We start from the raw sequence: 22738 nt of genomic DNA on the forward strand, positions 1-22738 counted from the left end.
ATTATGAAGCTTAAAAAGATCCCCATGCGCAATTACTCTCTACGTCTACTTGCTTTCTCCTCTCTCGCTTTTATTACCTCCTTAGAAGCTAGAGATCTATCTTTCCCCTTCATTGTTCCCTCCATCAATCTTCCTTCTTCAGAGATACTAAAATCTTATGTAGAGGAGACAAATTTATTGGGAAATACACGTGGGATAGCTTCACTTACACTAGATGGTTATCAAAAGCTTATTGCCTCTTCACAGATAACAATAGAACAAGGTGCTGTTTTAAACTGTTTCGACTTAAACATTTGCAATACACAAGGCCCTATGATTTTTGTAAACAATAGTACTCAAAAAAGAGGGGGAACATTTCAAACAGAAAATTTGCAAATAGACAATAATAATGGCTTTATTTTATTTTCCAATAACTCAGCAAAAAATAGTAATACTAATATCAATGCCAGCATATCCTCACCTGGAGGAGCTATCCGAACAGAACGACTTAGAATAACAAACAACAAACGGCCTATCTATTTCTTAATGAACTCCTCATCTACTGATGGAGGAGCTATCCGAACAACGAATATCATATTATCAAATAATGAAGCTCCCTGTCTGTTTTATAGTAATGTATCCCTTTGGGATACGGGTGGTGGTGGAGCCATAATGACAAATAGTTTTGAAAGCTCAAACAATTCTGATGATATTTTATTCATCGATAATCGTGCAGGAACAGGAGGAGGAATTATCTCATACGGAGGCTGTTCTTTTTCTAGAAACCAAGGGAATATCGTCTTTTCAAATAATGTAACTTCAAATCTAAGTGAGGTTAACAATTCTAATGGGGGTGGTATAACAGCATCCTCTCTAGCATTTACTGGAAATTCTGGAAAAATCATTTTCCAAAATAATTCCTCGACAGGATTAGGAGGAGCTTGTCAATGCAGCTCTTTAAATATTAGCGAAAATCATGACATATATTTCCTTGATAATTCTGCAGAAAAAGGCGGAGCCATAAGCAGTGGATCCCTATCTATATCCGCAGATTATGGCAATGTAACTTTCAGCAATAACCTTTGCCTTCCTGCTAGCGGGGATATCTATAGAAATGCCATAAATGTAGGGAACAACTCTAAAATAGAGTTAGGAGCGAAATATTCCCGATCCATTCTTTTTTATGATCCTATAGAATACGATAATACAGGATCAAATCATATGATCATCAATCCCCAAAGCGATCATCAAGGCTGTGTAGTCTTTTCAGGAGCTACTGTCTACGATGATCTGAAAACAGAAAAGAATCTGTTTTCACAATCTAAAACTAAAGTAGAGCTTAAAAATGGGGTTCTTGCCATCGAAGATGGCGCCGGAATAGCTACCTATCAATTTGAGCAAACCGGAGGTAGGTTATGTCTTGGAAGCGGAGGAACCCTCGCAGCAAAAGAACAAAGTAGCAGCGTAAAAAATGCTACAGCGACAATAACAGATCTTGGTCTGAATCTTCCTTCACTACTCTCAGGATCACAACCTGCAAAATTATGGATCTATCCTTCAGCTACAACAACTGCTGGGGCCGCAACAACATTTGCAGAAAATACTGATGCTTCCATCACCTTATCAGGAAATCTTACATTAACTGATGAAGAAGGCAATAGCCCCTACGATACTCTAGACTTATCTCAAGGTAGGAATCATATTCCCCTGCTCTATCTTTGTGATAATACAGCTCCAAAAATCAACCTGTCTAATCTCAATGTCAATGCCATTAACGATACAGAGCATTACGGTTATCAGGGATTATGGGCTTTAAAATGGGAAGAAAAGACAACTGCTACAGGAACTTCTTCAGCAGATAAAGCCAATACGAATCATAAATACTTGTATGGAGATTGGACACCAACGCACTACCTTCCCAATCCGAAATACCAAACAGCACTTGTTGCTAATGCTCTTTGGGAGACTTTCTATACAACGATGTCAAGCATGCGTACGTTTCCTGATATCATGGAAATTCCCGCTATCTTTGAACTTCAAGGGCAAGGATTAATAACATCGATTCATCAAGATAATCGTCTGAAGAAACCAGGATTCCGCATGGAATCCTCAGGATATGCTGTAGGCACATCCTCAGCAAAAGAAACACAACAGAGAATTTCTTTTTCTTTTGCTCAGCATTTTGCCCATCTTAAAGAAAAAGAATCAGAAAATAAGCTTTCTTCGAAAAACTATGTTGCAGGTATGCAGCTGCGCCTTCCTTGGTTTGACAAAGATGTAATCACGACCACAACATTAATTTATAACTACGGTGCTCACAATACAAAACATAACTATAGAAAAGAGAATAAAATCTCTCATGGAGATTTCTATAGCCATAGCTTTGCAGCATCTTTTAACACCACATTTGATCTAAACCCAATTTATGAAGATTTTGACTGCGCTATATTCGTAGAAGCTATGGCCTTCAGAGGATCGTTATCTAGTTTCTCAGAAATCGGAGATTATGCAAGAAGCTTTGCAGTTATTCACCCACTATATAATGTTACCCTACCTATGGGGATTCTCTGCCAATGGTCACATGATGTACATCTAGTATCCTCTTGGAAACTACAACTTGCTTACCACCCTGTGATCTATAGACACTATCCTGAATTGCGTACTACTTTGATAACAAGTAAAGGATCTTGGGAATCTGAAGGCACTCATGTTGCACGTAATGCACTAGCGTTTGCTATAGGTAATGAAACCTACCTATTCTCAAATCTAAAAGTCTTTCTAGATTATCAAGCAAACTTCTCCTCTTCTACATTCTGTAACTACCTAAAAGCAGGAAGTGCTCTAGAATTTTAAGAAAAGCGAATCGTGCTATAGAGAAGTGTTGTTTATTCCAAATGAAAAAAGAGCAGAGGATCTCAAGAATCTCTTATGAATCAAAAGTTAATACTTTCTAAAGTCTTATAGTAACATAGAGATCCTCTTCACAAAATACACAATAAAAACATCTATTTAAAAAGAATAAAATATAATCTATGTATTCCCAAAATGTTTGATTATCTGTAGATTATTTAGAGTAAATCCCCCATCTCGATTACACGAAACTCTAAATACTACGGGGATTATGTTCGCAATCTACATAAGCCCCGAGAGAATGATATGGGATCTAAATTAACGAAATACTTCGCATCTATAAGTCTTACTCTTGCACTATTTAGCAATGCATATGCTGATGATGCAACTCAAACCTCTACAAATCCAACAACTAAAGAAAGTGAAATAAAGACAGATCGCAAAGGAGATTTCGTAGCGAATATCTTTTGGCAATCTACCTATGCTGCCACATCTGGAATGAACGCATCTAGATTATCTTTAGAATCTCTAAGTGATAAATCCTTTTATTTTGATCTTGAAGGTGGTGCTTTAGGTCTCTGTCTTTATCAACAAGATATCGGGGAAAAAGTAGGATTCCATATGGATGGTACAGGATACTATACTGGTATCTCCTTTGGATCTCCTTCCCTTTACAAAATTGGTTTTAAATTTGCTTCCCAGCATACCAATGCTAATGCTAATATTGGTCATAATGAAGTAGCATCAGATTATTTATCCTTAGGAAGTTACTGGGAAATCCATTGCTTTAAAGGGAAATTCATTATCTCAGGAAATTATCTCTATACCCAAGGTCTTCATGAGCTAAACTATACGCATCGCCAGCTTTTAGGAGCTTGCTATGGCTCATTCGAAAGTCAAACCGTAGGTAGCGCTCTCTCCTTTTACTTTCCTTTAAAAGCTAGAACAAATGATCGTCTGACTATCATTCCATTTTTCCGCTATCAAGCCTATATCTCAAAACAAGATAGCTTCACAGAAGACGGTGCTCGCGTACGTACTTTCGTAACACCTGATGATCTTGTTGATGTCAGCCTACCCTTCGGATTGCATAATAAATTAGCCTTCCATGGATGCTGCCCATCCATTTGGGAATTAGAAGTTGCTTATAGACCAACACTCCTAAGAAAAACACCTTTAGTGGGTTCCGTATTAGTAGCAGATAACGGCTCTTGGATTTCTTCACCTACAGATGTGAACTATCATGCTTTTTCTATAAATCTTAAAAATGAAACGCGATTATTCAAACATCTACATATAAACTTTGATTATCAATGTGATATCTCTTCATCTACATGTAGCCATTACATACTGGGTGGAGGGAAACTCTCTTTCTAAAACTATAAAGATAAAGTTTAGGAAGCTCTCAATCTGCTAATTTATTTTTAAAAATAAACGATATTAGAAGGTTTGTTTTACTAAAAACAAACCTTCTTCATTTATAGAATAATATTAAAGAAATAGCCTTATATTCTAACAACAAAAGAAACTGGTACTTATCTTTTTATATCTACAATATCAGCAGTAAATTCGTATAGAAATTCTAGACAAAGATAAAAGAAGTATTTTATAGGAGGGAAAACCATATCATAACTCTATTTCCCTAGATATGTTTTCAAAATCTCTTCTCTATTCTCTTATCTTATCTACCTGTGTATACAGAGTTATCTATAGTGAAGGAATTGCACTATCTTCTGAGGATAATTCTCAAAAATTTTCTTATTTAGATTTTCCACTAACACTTACAAATCAAGCTTATCCAGAAAATAGCTATGGATTGATGCATGATACTTCGGAAGATATTGTCATCTCTAATGATAAACAACCTAAAGTATTCATATCTTTATCCAACGTAGAAAATGGCGGTGTGATTAGTTGTAGGTCTTGCCATCTCACAAACAACACTCAACCTGTTTTCTTTGGAGATAATAGAGCTACCAATAATGGTGGAGCGATTTCCTCTACTGAAAATGTAATTATATCAAAAAATGCTCGTATTATCTTTTACCAAAATAGTGCTTTTAATCAGAAGAATGCTTCCGGGAACAGCGCCGGAGGTGCTGTATATGGGAAAAATTTCGAAGCCTCTTTTAATAATAAAGAGTTTTTTTTCATCTCTAACTTAACTAAAACAAATGGCGGCGCTATTTGTTCTTCAGAAACATGTAAATTTCTCGATAATGCTTCCACGATGCGATTTGATAACAACCGCGGTTATCACATAAATGGACTCGGAGGAGCGATTTATACAAAATCCTGTGAATTTACTCGCAACACTGGAGAAATCCTATTTAACAGCAATAAGGCTGGAAAAGGCGGAGCCATTTACTCTACTACTTCTACAAGTATTACCGACAACTATGCGCCTATTACGTTTTTTAGTAACGCTGCTTGTAACGGTACGTCTAATGCAAATGGAAATGGCGGAGCTATCAATAGTGTCTCACTAATCACGATCAAAAATAACAAACAATCTTTGATATTTGATGGAAACTCAGCTGCTCACGCTGGAGGAGCCCTTTCCTATCAGAATTTAACCATCGAAAATAATGGTCCTGTCTACTTTTTCAATAATACGGCTTGTTGGGGAGGTGCATTTTACGGACAAACAGACAACGGCACTACTAAGATCTCAGCTGATCATGGCAATATAATTTTTGATAACAACATTGCAATAGATAGAGTTGGTGTCTGGAGATCAGCTATGTTTTTCTCCTCTAATCATACCCTATCTTTAGGCGCCACTCAAAATCAACATATTTACCTTTTCGATACAATAGATACTAGAAATTTGACTTCTTTTATCATTAACCCTGAAGCCAAGCATACAGGGGCTGTGGTTTTTTCAGGCGCTAAGGTTCAATCTAACTTATCTACAAACGTTAGAAATGTTCAAACTAGCTATGGTGATGAACTGACAATTAAACATGGTATTATATCTGTAGAAAATGGAGCCAGGCTATCAGTATATAAAATTACATCAGAGGACAATACACATTTTTGTTTGGGCAGAGATGTTACCATTAAAACTCAACAAAAAAGCGACGCAATAAAAGACAGTAATCTACAAATAAAAAATGTTGCCATTCTCCTTACGGAAGTTTTGAACAGCAATAGTCCTCCAACTATTTGGATTTATCCAGGAGGATCATCAGGTAGATACACTGAGAATACCGATGCAAAGATTTCCATATTGGGTTCTTTATCTCTTTGGAATGAATATTATCGTGATCCCTATGATAGCGTGGACCTCTCTCAATCCATAGACAGGGTTCCTCTTCTACATCTCTCTGAAATACCAAACAATTTAATCACAACTAACGATTTTGATATTCACTCAATAAATTCTCACAAACATTATGGTCATCAAGGCATATGGACTCCATATTGGGAAGAAATCATAGTACCATCCATCACAACATCATTAGATACGACAAACTCAAAACATAGGTATCTTTATGCTAATTGGATGCCAACAGGATATACAGTCAATCCTCAACACCGTGCTGATTTGGTGGCAAACACTCTCTGGCAAACAGCCTATAGCGCTACAGCTTTCTATCCTTCATTAATAAACGAGTCTTCCCCGTCTTTTTATTTGCAAGGTCAAGGACTAGGAACGCATAGATATCAAAAAGATAAAGATACAATTTTAGGATTCTCCTCGAGATCTTTAGGGTATAGTGGCGAATGTCTTCTTTCTTCAGAAACTAATTGTAGGTTCTTACTCACATTCTCACAAATAAGTGGGAAGATGAAAGAACACATATCAAAAAATAAAATTGACTCTCATAGCTATCTCTTAGGCTTATCTTTGCAAATGCCCTGGTTTAATGAACACCTTATAACTACAGCTTCTCTAAGCTATTGTTATGGCGATCATCATATGCAAAGTTTTTATACACAAAATAAACAATCCAAAACGGAATTTAGAGATCACGCTCTCAGTGCACGTATAGGCTGCTATCTTCATGAAAAGCTTGCTTTTTTGAATCACTACTTCACACCATTTATTCAACTAAGAGGCGTACGCGTAGAGCAAACGAAAATCAATGAAACTGGAGATTTTCCTAGAAAATTCTCTAATCAACACCCATTGATTGACATAGCTTTGCCTATAGGAATACAAACTTTCTGGCTTTCAGATACCTATTTAGCAAATCTTTGGGAATTCCAACTCGCCTATCAGCCCTCAATCTATAGACAAAAGCCAAAAGTCCTCACAACACTACTGGCAAGTAATGGATCCTGGACAACCTCAGGATCCCCAGTAGCACGTCATAACTTGCATGTTGAAGGAAGAAACTCTATCCATCTATTACACAATATAATTGCTTTCTTGAACTACCAACTGGATCTATCTTCATCCACAACCTCCCATTATGTAAACGCCGGGAGTAGAGTGGTATTTTAACAAATTGAGAACTTGAGAAAACTTACTATGAAACATAAGTTTATTAACAATCTTATTCTTTCCACATCATGGTTGGCTTATTTTTATAGTATAGATGCTAGAGAAATAGTTCTTCCCTATCCCACAACCTCTGTAGAATCTCTATATATCCCCAAATCTATAGAGCTATTGCTACAGAAAACAAACTTAACGGGAAAAACGCACTCCTCGGATTCATTGACATTACAAAATTACCCAGAGATATTTTCTATTTCTCAGATTACCAATGACTCAGCAGGAGCTAGTTTAAGATGTAATAAGCTCTACATTCAAGATACTCAAGGACCAATTATCTTAATTGGCAATATTACTCCACGTTCAGGAGGTGGAATTTATACCGATAATAACTTAGAGATCACGAATAGTGATAAGTCCATTATTTTCTCAAATAATCTAGCTAGAAGCACAGCTGTAGAAGTCCGTTCGAATCATGGCGGCGCAATACACACAAGATACCTTGATATTAAAAACAATAAAGAACCTATCTACTTCCTTAGGAACTCAACTTCCGCAAGTGGTGGGGCAATTATGGCAGCGAAGATCTTTAATCTATCGGACAATAAATCTTCCTGTATTTTTTATGATAATCAATCCTTATCAGATACTGGTCTAGGGGGAGCTTTACGACTAGAACACTTTAATTGCACGAATAACTATGGTGATACGCTATTCGTCAATAATCAATCTGGAACAGGCGGGGCGATCTCTGCAATCTATGATTGTCTGTTCTCAGGTAATCAAGGAAACATCATCTTTAAAAATAATGTAGCCTTTTCAACAGGAAATAATGACATTTCTGGTGGAGCTATAGCAGCAAGAAATGTCACCTTAGAAAATAATACAGGAATTACATCTTTCCATAATAATTCTTCCGCAGTTCACGGAGGTGCTTGCAGATGTGTAAAATTTATAGTTCGCAATAGCAATGATGTCTATTTTACAAATAACTCCTCTCAATTAGGAGGAGCGATAATTGTAATGGATAGTGGCTGCGGTATCGAACTATCCGCAGATAAGGGAAATATTGTTTTCAATAATAACTTATCTATAACCCCGACAGATATAATTCGCAGGAACTCTATATATATAGGAAGTAGTAATTCTAGCATTGTTCGATTTGGAGCAAAACTAGGACACCACATTCTTTTCTATGATCCTATTGAACACGAGTTGCCCACCTCTAATAATATGATCATTAATCCTAATATTGAAGACCAAGGCTGTGTGATCTTTTCAGGGGCTACAGTTAGTGATGCTATTAAGACTGAGAATAATTTATTTTCAAAATGCAAAAACACCATAGAGCTTAAAAACGGAGTACTGGCAATCGAAAATGATGCTGCGCTTGCAACATTTAAATTTATACAAACAGGAGGAATCATTTGTTTAGGAACAGGAGGAACTTTAACAACAAGAGAAAAGGACACCAATAATAAAGCTGCCGATCTTCAACTAAGCAACCTGGGATTAATCCTCCCTCAATTACTTACAAGTAAAGCAAAAGCTGCAAAATTATGGATTTATCCAACAAAAACTACACAAAATTCTACCGACTCTTTTCAAGAAAATACAGCAGCAGCCATCTATGTTTCAGGAGATCTTCTACTGACTAATGAAGAAGGACATAGCCCATATGATGATACGGATCTCTCTAGAGGTATCACGCGAATTCCTCTTCTTTATCTTTGTGATAACGCCACAAAGAAAATTAATATCGACTCTCTAAATATTCATGCTATTAATCAAAAAGCTCATTATGGTTATCAAGGCATATGGTCTACTTACTGGGAAGAATACACAACAACAGCAAATTCCACATCAGCATTAACAGCAAATACTTCTCATCGTATACTTTATGCTGACTGGACACCAACAGGCTATGTTCCCAATCCAAAATATACATCAGCTCTAGTCGCTAATGCCCTTTGGGGATCTGTCTATACTACACTCTCAGGAATGCGCACATTACCTTCTCCAGTAAACGCTCGTTCACATTTTGAATTCGGTGGTCAGGGATTGGGAATGACTATTCATCAACGCAATCGCCTGGGCGTGCGTGGATTCCATATGGAATCTGCAGGCTATGCAGCAACCTCGTCTGCTGTCACAAAGATAAATCATAAAATCTCATTTTCATTCTCCCAACAAATTTCTCATATTAAAGAACGTGCGTCATCTAATAAAATCTCCTCGAAAAACTATTTCGGAGGTATGCAGCTGCGTCTTCCCTGGCTAAATGATAGTTTCGTTACTACAGGGTCACTAGCATATAATTATGGGGACCATACAGCAAAACACTTCTATACAGAAGAAAACAAAGCTTCTGAAGGATATTTCTATAGCCATACACTCGGAGCTTGTCTGAGTTGCATATTACAGCTAAGTCCAACAAATCGAGCATTGTCTGTAGCTCCATTTATAGAAGCTTTAGCTTTTAGAGCTACGCTCTCAAGCTTTATAGAACAGGGAGATTTTCCACGGAAATTTACTGTAAATCAGCCTCTACTTAATGTTACTCTTCCTGTGGGAGTATTTATGCAATGGGTTCGTAATGTACATTTACCAACTCTATGGCAAATACAGATCGCTTATCACCCTGTTATTTACAGAGATTATCCTCAGATATTGGCGACATTAACTGCAAGCAATGGAACATGGCCAATACTTGGAACACCTATTACACGCCATGCTCTCGCTTATAAAATAGGAAATGAAACCAAGATCTTTTCTCATTTGAAAGTCTTTCTCAATTATCAAGGAAATATCTCCTCGTCAACCTTTTGCAACTATCTAAAAGCTGGGAGCACATTAGCATTTTGAAAGAATAGTTTTCTCAAAGAAACACAACAATAATCTATTAAGATAAACTTATTAAGTCTCCTATCTATGGATACCTAGAATTAAGAAAACAAATTGCTCATTAACTCTGAATATCTCTGTTTTATAAAAATCTAGACAATCTTACGTTTCTTCGCGTATAGGGAATGGCATGTGTGGTCTCTGATCTTTATTATCCCAGTATGCGCCCCTACACCTATTCATTTTTATGCTTAATTAGCCTGAGTATTTGCTCACAGAAACTCATCTGTCTTGCCAAAGAAAAGAAAGCATGTTCTTTCCACGAGATCACAGAATCTGGCCATATTTGCCCGTGGTCAAGTCCTTATGGAATTGATCAGGTTCTTAAAACATCCCCCATGTCTCATGGGGAACTACATAATAGCAGTGCTGATATAGATATCTCTGGAAAAAAGTATTTCTGTGTCAATTATCAATACAATAGAGGAAGCGGCGGGGCTGTTACAGCTAGAACGCTAAATATCACAAAGAATATCGGGCCTATAGTATTTCGAGAAAATATCTCCAATGATAATGGAGGAGCTGTATCTTCGACAAATTGCAACATTACCTATAATAAACAAGAGTGTTGTTTTATTAATAACATGGCCAATGTTCTGATTGATCAAGCGAATGCTAAATCTGGTGGAGCGATTAAATGCACGCAACTTGAGATCTCTAATAATACTGGAGTTTGTCAATTTTTAAATAATACAGCTTCCCTTTCAGGAGGAGCAATCTTAGCGGATAACAACGTAAACATTTCTAACAATTACGGCGCAATAATTTTAAGAAATAACAAATGCTTAAAAGAAGAAAGTCAGGGTGGATGTATTTATAGTGCTAATTGCTCTATTACATCTAATTATGCTCCCATAACTTTTATAGATAATCAGGCTGGTTCTACCGGAGCTATATATGTGACCGGAGCGTGTACGATCTCTCATAACTCAGGCATCATTAAGTTCCTTAATAATAGCTCAACGCGCCAAAATAATCCTGCTGGAGGAGGGGCTATTTACTCCACCTCTTGCACGATTACTAATAATCCTAAAGGTGTGATTTTTCAAAATAATGCTTCAAAATGCAATGCAGGTTCTATCTATACTCAAAATCTCACTATCAAAGATAATGGACCCATTCTATTTATAAATAACTCCTCAACATGGGGAGCTGCTATTCAAAATCGTGATAGTGGAAATTTTTATCTTTCAGCAGATTATGGGGATATAATATTTAAAAGAAATTTTTGTCTCAACTCCTCAGGAAGTTATAGAAACGCTCTCCACTCAACTCCCAACTTAAATTTACAAATAGGAGCAAGGCAGGGTTATAGCGTTAAATTTTATGATCCTATTGAAAATGGACATCCTTCATCCACGGTTCTTATATTTAATCCAGAAAATTACCATTTAGGAACTGTTTTATTTTCTGGAGCTGATGTATCTCCAAATAACACCAATCTCTCTGATCTCCAAAGTCAAATGAGAAATACGTGTAAAATTGCTCACGGTGTGCTTGCTGTTGAAGATAAAGCTGCTTTGGCAATTTATAAAATTACACAAGATGAAGGAATCTTACGCCTAGGGAATAGCGCAGTTATTACCACTATAAAAAATGCCGCTAATAATCAACAAACAACGGTTGGCTGTACACTCACAATTACTAAACTTGCCCTAAACCTTCCTTCTATTTTAGCAAAAGGTGCTCAAGCTCCTAAAATCTGGATCTATCCTTCTGTTAGTAGCAATAACTATACAGAAGACGACAATCCCACAATCACTATTTCTGGACCTCTAACCCTATTAAATAGTAATAATGAGGATCCCTACGACTCTTTAAATCTTTCAAGCGGTATTACACGTATCCCATTTCTTTATCTTTGTGATACAACCACCAAGAAAATTACCGTGGATGATCTAAACATTGAAGCCATCAATGATAAACAACATTATGGCCATCAAGGAGTCTGGTCTCCTTATTGGGAAGAATATACAACAACAACAAATCCCTCATCCGCATTAACAGCAAATACACATCATAAATATCTCTATGCTGACTGGACACCTACTGGTTATATTCCTAATCCAGAATATCGTGGTGATCTCGTTGCTAATGCTCTCTGGCAATCCGCATACAACGTAATCACCGGTCTACATAACCTACCCCCCCCCCCCCAAACGCAAGCCGTTTAGGGTTTGCTGGAGGTGGATCAGGGGCGTATGTCTCTCAGAAGACTCGCAACTTAAAACCGGGGTTTGATTTATTCTCTAAGGGTTACTCTGCTCGAGCTTCTCGTTCTACAGAAACAAATCATAACTTTGCATTAAGCTTCTCTCAATTCCATAGTGAAATAAAAGAGTCTAAATCGAAAAACAAAGTCTCTTCCAACTATTACTTTGCTGGAACTCAGCTACAAATCCCCTGGTTTGATGAAAATATCCTCACGTCAGCTTCCTTGGGTTACGCTTATTCACACAGTCGTGTAGAAACAAAAAATCAAACTACAAATACCTCTTCCAAAGGACATTTTCATGGGCATACCCTAGGAAGTGAGCTGTGCTGTATGCTGCCTGAAGGCAAAATCTCAAATTTACAATTTCGACCTTTCATAAAAACCTTAGGCATACATGCTGTTCAAGAAAGCTTTACGGAAACTGGAGAACAAATCCGCAGTTTTGAAACAAAAGATCCTCTAATTAACGTGACCTTACCTTTGGGAATTTATTGCTATACGGAAAATGAAGCAAATTTAAAAACGTGTTGGGAAATCCAACTTGCCTATACTCCAACTATCTACAGACAAAAACCTAAAATCACTACTACACGATTGATAAGTAAAGGTTCGTGGATCACCTCAGGAACTCCTGTGGATCATCATGCCGGATCCCTCTCTATGAAAAACACTACAACTTTATTGAACACCATAAGTTTGAGCATTAACTATCATGGAGATTTCTCAAAATCTACATTGTGTAACTTCCTAAACATAACGAGTGAAATCAAATTTTAGACTTAGAAAATAAGTACCTCTATGAAAATATTGCCTTCTATTCTCTTCAGCACTTATCTTCTGACTTCTTCATTTGCTGGTTTATCACTTGTCTTAGAAGCCTCCTCAAAAAAATCTACATGCCCATTTCAGAGTTTCGGTTACGAGCAACTCCTCTGTCCAGAAATCTTCCCTGATATTCCTGATGAACAAAATACTCTTGAAGGGCTCTCACGTTCAACAGGAACTATCACCGTTGAAAACTACAAGAATATTATCTGTTCTCAGCAACTCTCTAATAAAAGTGGCGGGGTTTTCGATGCTGCGTCAGTAATTTTACGAAACATCACAGACGATATAAAATTTATTTCAAACATAACAGCACAAAAAGGTGGTGCTATCTATACTACAGGCAACTGTAGCATTACTGAAAACTCAGCAAAACAATATTTTATTAGCAACCAATCTATTGCCCCAGCTACTACGAGTTCCTCAACAAACTATGGCGGAGCTATCTGTTGTGGAGGAACTCTTGAATTATCTAAGAATCGTGGAGCTATCTGTTTTGCTTATAATACAGCTAGAATTCGCGGAGGAGCCATCTCATCAGATAGAGATTTTAAGATATCAGGAAATTCCGCTCCTATTTTGTTAATGAACAATTTAGCTTTTCATCTTGTTTACGTAAGCAGCGGCAATAAAACAACTAATGCTCAAGGTGGTGCAATCTATTGTCAAAATTGCGAAATTTCAGACAATTCTGCTCCGGTATGTATCACTTCTAATACCTCTCCTGTTGGAGGTGCCTGTCATGCCACCTCTACCGTCACAATTAAAAATAATTCTGATTTGATTTTCTTCGCGAACAATTCTGGTGTATGTGATCGCCCCCTGGGGGCCATAAGCTCAGGTGGAGCTATTTCTGCTACAACTATAAAAATAGAAGATAATTCCGGGCCTATTTGCTTTAACAATAATATTGTAGATCGCAATGGTGGTGCTTTATGGTGCCAAACTTTAACCATTAAAAATAATAGTTCTGTTCAATTTATCAACAACCGAAGTAAATGGGGCGCTGCCTTTCTAATTAAAAATAATGGGACCTGCGATCTATCCGCAGATAATGGGGATATTATCTTTGATAACAATTGTGGAATTACAGGGAATAATCAACTGTATAGAAACACCATACATTGCACGACAGGAACAACGTTAAAAGTCGGTGCAAGAAAAAATTACTGTGTTAAATTCTATGATCCTATTGAGTGTGTGTATCAATCCCCCTTGGTTTCATTTAATGGCGAAGAATATCATGAGGGAACAATTTTATTATCCGGGGTATTCGTTCCTGATTCTTTCAAGGGAGAAGGAAACTTCATTAGCTATATAAGAAATCCTATAACGATCAAAAAAGGTGTTCTTGCAATCGAAGATCGTGCCGGTCTAGCGGTTTATAAGATCACTCAAGAAAACAGCACTTTAAGACTAGGTAATGGTGCTATTCTCAGGACAAATATACAAGCTACTGCAAATAATCAGAATCAAACTACCGCAGGCTCAGAATTCGCAATCACAAGTCTTGCTTTAAATCTCCCTTCTCTTTTACAAAAAGGTGCTCAGGCTCCAAAAATCTGGATCTATCCTACAAGCACTACAAATAGTGGTAATACTACCTATACTGAAGATAATAATCCTGTCGTTACCCTTTCTGGTCCCTTACAACTATTCAATAGTGATAATGAAGACCCCTATGATTCTTTAGATCTCTCTAGTGGAATTACACGTGTACCCTTCTTATATCTTTGCGATAATGCAACGAAAAAAATTACAGCGACAAACTTAGATATCGAAGCTATTAACAAAGCCAAGCGCTACGGTTATCAAGGAGTCTGGTCTCCTTACTGGGAAGAGTATACAACAACAGCAAATACTACATCGGCAGAAACAACAAATACCTCTCACCGTATACTTTATGCAGATTGGACCCCTACAGGGTACATCCCTAATCCAAAGTATAAAACTCCCCTAATTGCTAATGCTCTTTGGGGATCTGTATACTCAACTCTTTCAGGAATGCGTACTCTCCCTTCTCCAATAGCTAATCCTAATTATTTTGAACTCGGTGGTCAGGGATTACTCATGACTGTCCATCAACGCAATCGCCTAGGAATCTGTGGATTCCATATGGAATCTGCCGGTTATGCGGCAACCTCATCGGCTGCAACAGAGACAAATCACAAAATCTCCTTGGCATTTTCTCAGCAAATGTTGCACATCAAAGAGCATGCAACATCTAATAAAGTCTCGTCGAAAAACTACTTTGGAGGCATACAACTGCGTCTCCCTTGGTTAGAAGATGCTTTGGTCACCACAGGATCTCTAGCCTACAATTACGGAGACCATACAGCAAAGCACTTCTATTCAGACAATAATAAGGATTCTGAAGGGTATTTCTATAGCCATACATTCGGAGCTTCTCTAAATTGCATTCTGAATCTCAGCCCAATTAACAATGCTTTTTCCGTATCGCCATTCATAGAAGCTCTAGCCTTTAGAGCTACGCTGTCAAGCTTTATAGAACAGGGTGATTTTGCACGAAAATTTACTGTGAATAGGCCTTTAGAAACTATCACATTGCCTATCGGAATCGTTATGCAATGGAAACGTGATGTACACTTACCAACAATCTGGCAAGTGCAACTTGCTTATCATCCTGTCGTCTATAGACACTACCCTAAGGTGTTGACAACACTACTAGCAAGTAGTGGAACTTGGCCCTCTCTAGGAACACCAATCACACGCCATGCTCTCGCTTATAAAATAGGAAATGAAACTAAGATCTTCTCTCACTTAAAAATCTTCCTAAATTATCAAGGAGAGTTTTCCTCTTCCACCTTCTCTAATTACCTAAAAGCAGGAAGCGCTTTAACTTTTTAAAAAAATAAGGCTATAAATCTCTTTATAGCCTTTTACCAGCACACCTTGATGTCTTACTGCTTATCCTTACGTTGATCTCTAAAAATTTTTGCCCTCTCTTGTACTAGTCTCATCATCTGCATCATTCTACCACTTCCATAAGGAGTCTCTGGGGGGTTTTGCAAAGGAGGAGGCACAGGCAAAGGACGGTTAGTGTTAGGATCATAAGGTCCCTCAGGTCTAGGAGGTAAAGGACGATTAGCTCGAGGATCAAATATTGGAGGTACAGGAACAGAAGGTAAAGGACCACGATTTGTAGCGCCCTCTGCTCTCATTCTAGTTTCTTCAATTAAATTATCAATTTGTTCTGCAAAAGAAACTGCTCCTACGCCATTTCCAAATCCTGGAGTCACTCCAAGAGCAAATCCTAATTGATCGTCTGGAACCATATAGCCATCATCATAAATCTGATTAAATATCTCAGGCCCAGTTCTTGGAGCATCATAGACATTATCCTGAGTTCCTCTTCTTGATGAGCTTATCGGCGTACCATCAGCACCAGGTCGTGGCATGTCATAAATATTGTTGTCATCGTCACCACGTTTTATGGACATTCTATTTTGAAGACTTGGAAGATCATAAATGTGTTCTTCATCTTTTTTACGACGACTCCCTCTTATCTTATCGTATATAGATCCACCGATGTTACGATTTCTATTTACTCTTGTATAAAGACCTTCGGGATCAGGACGTCCTGCCATATTTTCATAATCTGTATCATTTGGATGATTGTCTGGTAAAACAGGACGCATATCCTCATAGCCAGTATTCCCATATGGCAACCAGCTAGCACCGATTATCTCGTACATCCCTTCACGATCATTAACTCGAGTTCTCACAATTTCATGACCAAGAATTCCTCTAACATCAGTAATATAAACAACCTCAGGTTGTCCATTTACCCAAGCGTTCACCATGGAATCAGGAATTATAAGAGTGCCGGGATCATAGGGATCGTCTGATTCGGTGTGTTTCTGAATAAATCTTGCGACTTCCTCAGCATACTCTTGATCTCCGGGGAGGAAGCTATAATGACCGTGTTTACGAACGCAACAGCGCTTTACAAGCTCTCCAAGAGATCGAAGACCTTTTCTTACTAAACGCGCTAGAGCTACCAAGTTAAGTTTAATAATGGTAAGTATGTTGATAATCCCTTGACGCAACTTCTCAAGAGCAGCTTTAATACGCTCTCTTAATGTAGGTGTTACGCTTTCGGATATTCCTGCGTCAAATTGTAAACGCAGTTTATTAGCTTCTTCTAGTACTCGTTTTGCTTCAGGACTGATATCTCCTAAGATACTATCGGCATCATCGCCCTTTTCTACATCATCTAAAAGCACTTCTTCAAATACACTGGATAAATCTGTATCCATATCTAAAAATACAGCTTCTCCAACGCCATCGTTATACTTTTTAGAAGAAGACCTACTTGTATCAATAGAGTCGTCTAACGGATTGAACCTATCTGTAAGTGAGCTAGCTCCTGCACTCAACATCTCATTAACACGAGCTTGATATGCATCACGGTACTTGGTGAACTCCTTCTGCTCTTTTTTATTGTCCGTTTCGGCAATCATCCGATCATACGTTCTGACCATATCGACTAACTCACCAAGAGTCATACCGGTAACTCCATCGGCAGGGGACTCCTGTTTCCTAGTGGCGTAATCCCACCAACCACGAACACGAGCTGCTAATCCACTAGCACCGGATCTTACTGAGGATGTAGAAGCTCTGGAGCTATCTTCTGTATCAATATCTACTAGACGCCCTACAGGAACTTCATCAGTCACATCCGTAACATCTGTATCTCCAGTATCTACTTCTATTGTTGTGTCTGTAGAATCTATTGAAGAACTATCTTGAGAACTTTGATTCCAATATGCTTGCATTGCTCGAGCTTCAGGAAGACGCACCCCATGCTGTTTATATCCCGGAATGATAGGTGAGGAAATTTCCATAGGCTTTTGAGTTTCTTCACTCTTTTTCCCACCTGTGAATATCCCCTTAACAGCTGACCATATACGAGAAAAGAAGCCAGGTTTTGATGTTCCTTCTGGAGAAATAGATGATCTCTGAGTTTCTTCTACCTCTTCAGGAGTAAGCACTTGAAAACCACTCTCCATGAGCATACGAGTTCTTTCCTCTATTGAGCTATCACTACTCGAGCTGCTTGATCTAGAGTGATTACCATCCCCATAAACTATATTATGGCCTCCGAAACTGGCTGATCCAGATTTTTTATCATCATCATTGCCATGAGGAGGGATTTTTCCTGGCCCACCGCCACCTCCAATTCCGCTTACCCCAGCCATATTCGTGCCTCTTTTATATTAAATCTAAAAAATTAAATTATTATAATTTTAATTTTATCAACTTTTTAAAAATTAACAAAACAAAGACGGCACATTTATTTTTAAATAATAATTAAATATAAAAGGATTACCTATTTACAATAACAAAGAGAGAAAAGAAAAGATCTAGTATATTTTTAACGCAAGTCACAAACAGACAAGAGTTTATTCTTCGAAAGCATCGGCAAACACATCGTCATCTCCAACCTCAAGATCAAAATCATCAAAGTTCGCATCAACAACGAGATCTTCTGTAGAGATTTGTAATTTTCCAGAAATATCATTTAGATAGGTTCTTCGTGAACGTAAACGCTCTCTTAGCATAACTAGCTGATCATAGAGCCATGCCGTAAGCTTTTGTAAATACATAGCAGCTCCAATCGTAACTAACGTTGAACCGATCGCCAATACTCCGGCAATAATCGGAGCTAATGCAGGAATCAGAGTAAGGAGCATGACTCCGACACCTGTAGCAATAAAAATTCCCGCAACGATCACACTATTAACACCACGACCTTTTTCAAAAGCGGTAATTTCTTCACGAATAGCACGATCAGTTTCAAGAATCGTATCTTTCCCAACATGTAGCCAAGCTTTATCAATATCTGCTTTAGGGAGATCCGAAGCATTGGCTATGCGTTTTGCAAATTTTGATTTGGCCCTGGCCTCTTTCCAACGCAGTTTAGCAATGCTTAATCGGGACTTACATTGAAATACATTATAAACCAAACCTGAAGAGGCCATAGGCAATACTGTAGAAGCAACCGAAGAACCTACAGCAGCAATAAGAAGTACTTGCAATGCAGGCAATCCTGCAAATCCTGCAGCAACGACAGCAGCCAACCCCGCAAGGACGAGCAATACAGATAAAGCAAATATCACCTTTTGTCTGGGAGTTAGAGATAAACGTTTATCCACTTCCTCAGCGGTAATTCTCTTATTTTCGAAAATCTCTTCAGGATTCTCAACGGTAGAAACCTTCTCTTCTTCTATCTCAATCTCTTTCCTAGAAATCTCTTCTAACGGCTCTTCAACAAGCTCTTTTACAGCTATATCTTCATTACGAATGTTTTTTAACCCTGTATCGGCAAAAAGCATCTGACCTTTTTGCGCTTCTAAAAAGCTCTTCCATTTCCCAATGCTACTATGCAATAACGTCTGAAGAATTAATCCTATTCCTATAGAAATAAAAGGAGGAGCGAGAACAATCAAAGCTGTAGCAGGTGCTCCCCCCAAAAGAATAGTACCCACGATAGCAAGGGCTACCCCCAAAATCACAAAACCAGTACCTATTACTAAAAGACTTAAGCTGATGCGATGTAGCTTCTTAGCCTCTTGCATAATCTCTATACGCGATAAAGGCTCTCCAGAAGCAGCTTTTTCAGAACGGGAAAACTTTACATATATGTAATGCGTGATACTTGCGAATCCCGACTGGCTGCCTTTAGAATACGCAGCTCCTCCCAGGTTCCCGACGACACCTCCGTACCCTCCAGGAATGAAACTCGCACCTACTTTCATAGCCAATCCTAATCCAGTAAATCCAAGCCCTACACCTGCAGCACTTTTTAACCTCTGCCTCTCTGACATTTTAGGAGCGAAAAGATCCCGAACCTTATTAACCACGTTTTTCATAACTGCAAAGCCACCTAGAGATACCCCAGATAAAGCTAACGCTAATACAATACCTTGAGGAACTCCAGGAGCTAAACATGTCAAAGCCACAACAACGATAACCATAGCTAAGGCAAAGACCATCAATCCCGCTAGCAACCCTACAGAATGAGAAAATCTCCTCTTATCCATAGCTGTATTTTCAATACGCATAGGACGGTGTAGGTGTGCACCTACCGTATTACCCTGAGATACTTGAGGGGAAGCTCCCGCTCTTATAAGCCCGGAACGTCTATGATCATCGCCTGGAACTTTAGAAACTGACATAAATTAAAAAACAAAAAATAAAATTCGTTGTTAATTAATTATAATCACAAATTCAGATATCAAACATTGACCAATTAATTAAATAAAACGCAACAAAATCAATGAAAATTATTTAAATATAATTAAAAAATAAAAACGTCTTATTTTGAAAAGACAACTTGAAAAATTAAAGTTGCTAGAGGGGGAAGCTCTATAGCGATTCCCCAAGGAAAGTCATGATCTATACAGAGTATAGGCAAGCGATTGCCTTTTCCTGAGCCACCAAAACTTATATCATCACTATTAAAGAGCAACTTACATGTTTTAATGCCTTGGCAGTGTAAAACATAGGAAGGAAAATATCCTGAGCTAAAATGGTGAATGCAGAGTAATGCACTACTACGATCCTCTCCTGAAAACCTGTAATAAGAAATTACATTATTTTCGGTATCTTTAAAATCTACCCAGAGGAAAGACTCTTGTTTACCATCTCCTTTCCAAAAGTAGGGAAGATCACAGTATAAAGCGTTCATCTTGGCTACACATTTATGCAAAGATGCGTGATAAGGATTGTCTAATAAATGCCAATCTAGAGGGCTATCGGGAGACCACTCTCTCCATTGGGCAAATTCCCCTCCCATAAATACGAGTTTTTTCCCTGGCTGACATAATTGATAGCTTAGCAACAAACGCATATGGGCAAATTTTGTCCAAGTATCTCCGGAGATTTTTTGTAATAGGCTTCCCTTACCGTGAACAACTTCATCGTGAGAGAGAGGCAGAAGGTATCTTTCATTAAAGGCATACCATAGACTAAATGTCAGATCATTATGATGATAAGAACGGAATAAAGGATCCACTTTGATATAGCGAAACGTATCGTGCATCCATCCTAAATTCCATTTATAATCAAATCCTAAACCTCCAGAATTTACGGATTCTGTAACCTTAGGAAAATCTGTAGACTCTTCGGCAAACGTCAACACTCCAGGAAATTCTCTATGCACTACAGAGTTAAAATGTTTAATAAATTCAATAGCATCAAGATTTTCTTTTCCCCCATAAATATTTGGGGACCACTCACCTTCTTTTCTCCCATAGTCTAAATATAGCATCGAGGTCACAGCATCCACACGTAAACCGTCGATATGCATTTTATCTAGCCAAAACAAAGCACTTCCTAAAAGGAAGTTCACAACCTCACTACAGCGATAATCGAAAGTATAAGTATGCCAATGGGGATGTAAGGGTTCTTTATGATCTACCGATTCATAAAGAGCTTCCCCATCGAAAGAAGCTAAAGCAAAAGAATCTGTAGGAAAATGACCTGGCACCCAATCTAAAATTACGCCAATACCCTCACTATGGAGATGGTCCACAAAAAATTGAAAATCTTGGAAAGATCCATACCGCCACGTAGGTGCATAGTATCCCGTTACCTGATAACCCCAAGACTCATTTAAAGGATGCTCCGTAATTGGCAATAGCTCAACATGCGTATAGTGCATTTCTTTACAATATTGGGCCAATCTCTTCGCTAGTTCTCGATAACCTAGAGGTCTACCATCATCCCATTGCCAAGAGCCCACATGCACCTCGTAAATAGCTAAAGGTTGGTCCTTTGCATTGCTACGGCTTTCCATCCATTCTGTATCGTGCCATGTATAGCGATCGCTATTTACAACTCGTGATGTAACTTGGGGAGGGATATCAAAACCTTTCCCGTAAGGATCAGTTTTGATAAGAATTTCTCCGGAAGGACTAATAATTTCCCACTTATACAGCGTTCCTTCATCAAGACCAGGAATAAATAATTCCCAAACTCCAGAATTAGAAACCTTACGTAAAGGATTAACCAAACCATTCCAATAGTTAAAATCTCCAATTACAGAAACACGTTGTGCATGGGGAGCCCATACAACGAAAAGCACTCCTGAAATTCCTCGAACATCACAAGGAATAGCTCCCATATGCTCATAAATTTTATAGTGTGTACCCTGATGAAATAAAAAGGAGTCCATCTCTCCCCATAAAGGAGAAAAAGCATAGGGATCGTGAGCTAATAAGCCATTTTGATGATAAATACGATAATCATGAGGGAGAGTCCCCTTAGGAGTAGCTAGAGAAAATATTCCTGAATGATGATGTGTAGCATGCTCGATATTTCCTTGAAGCTCCACAGCTACAGAATGTGCTCCAGGTCGAAAAAGAATGATTCTATCTTGTGAAGAACTTTCAGAAATAATCCCTAGAAACTTATGAGGATTACTTTGCCTGCCAGAAATTAATAAGGAAATATCTTCAGAATTTAAAATCCTCTCGACCATCAGGAAACTA

Annotated in this window: 8 protein-coding genes and 1 pseudogene; 6 read left to right on the plus strand and 3 right to left on the minus strand. The window is 38.1% G+C overall.

Going from position 1 to position 22738, the window contains the following annotated elements; translation table 11 throughout:
• Positions 1–3: 3 nt before the first annotated feature.
• The 6 genes and pseudogenes from O6937_RS00045 (at position 4) to O6937_RS00070 (ending at position 16088) form a co-directional block, all read left to right on the plus strand.
• Positions 4–2832 carry a polymorphic outer membrane protein middle domain-containing protein gene (locus tag O6937_RS00045; RefSeq protein ID WP_332389739.1) on the plus strand — a complete coding sequence of 943 codons (2829 nt, stop codon included), beginning with the start codon at positions 4–6 and terminating at the stop codon, positions 2830–2832.
• A gap of 303 nt (positions 2833–3135) precedes the next feature.
• Positions 3136–4206, plus strand: coding sequence for an autotransporter outer membrane beta-barrel domain-containing protein (locus tag O6937_RS00050; RefSeq protein WP_332389740.1), 1071 nt, complete (start codon positions 3136–3138; stop codon positions 4204–4206).
• Between the two features lie 271 nt (positions 4207–4477).
• Complete coding sequence (locus O6937_RS00055; protein ID WP_332389741.1) at positions 4478–7282, plus strand: polymorphic outer membrane protein middle domain-containing protein; 2805 nt, start codon at positions 4478–4480, stop codon at positions 7280–7282.
• Positions 7283–7309: 27 nt separating this feature from the next.
• Positions 7310–10141 carry a polymorphic outer membrane protein middle domain-containing protein gene (locus O6937_RS00060; protein WP_213240464.1) on the plus strand — a complete coding sequence of 944 codons (2832 nt, stop codon included), beginning with the start codon at positions 7310–7312 and terminating at the stop codon, positions 10139–10141.
• A 173-nt stretch (positions 10142–10314) separates the two neighbouring features.
• Positions 10315–13172: pseudogene (locus tag O6937_RS00065) on the plus strand (polymorphic outer membrane protein middle domain-containing protein).
• 21 nt (positions 13173–13193) lie between these two features.
• On the plus strand, positions 13194–16088 hold the full coding sequence (locus O6937_RS00070; protein ID WP_213240462.1) for a polymorphic outer membrane protein middle domain-containing protein: 2895 nt from the start codon (positions 13194–13196) through the stop codon (positions 16086–16088).
• Between the two features lie 53 nt (positions 16089–16141).
• Here the strand turns inward: O6937_RS00070 and O6937_RS00075 are convergent, their stop codons facing one another.
• The 3 genes from O6937_RS00075 to glgB all read right to left on the minus strand — a co-directional run bounded on the left by O6937_RS00075 (position 16142) and on the right by glgB (position 22728).
• The gene (locus tag O6937_RS00075; RefSeq protein ID WP_213240460.1) at positions 16142–18442 is read right to left on the minus strand and encodes a hypothetical protein; all 2301 of its coding nucleotides are present in this window, start codon (positions 18440–18442) and stop codon (positions 16142–16144) included.
• A gap of 204 nt (positions 18443–18646) precedes the next feature.
• Entirely contained in the window at positions 18647–20422 is a 1776-nt protein-coding gene (locus tag O6937_RS00080) for a hypothetical protein (protein WP_213240458.1), read from the minus strand.
• A gap of 140 nt (positions 20423–20562) precedes the next feature.
• Positions 20563–22728 carry a 1,4-alpha-glucan branching protein GlgB gene (gene glgB / locus O6937_RS00085; protein WP_213240456.1) on the minus strand — a complete coding sequence of 722 codons (2166 nt, stop codon included), beginning with the start codon at positions 22726–22728 and terminating at the stop codon, positions 20563–20565.
• Between the last annotated feature and the right edge of the window lie 10 nt (positions 22729–22738).

This window comes from Chlamydia sp. 04-14, assembly GCF_036632095.1.
Taxonomy (GTDB): domain Bacteria; phylum Chlamydiota; class Chlamydiia; order Chlamydiales; family Chlamydiaceae; genus Chlamydia.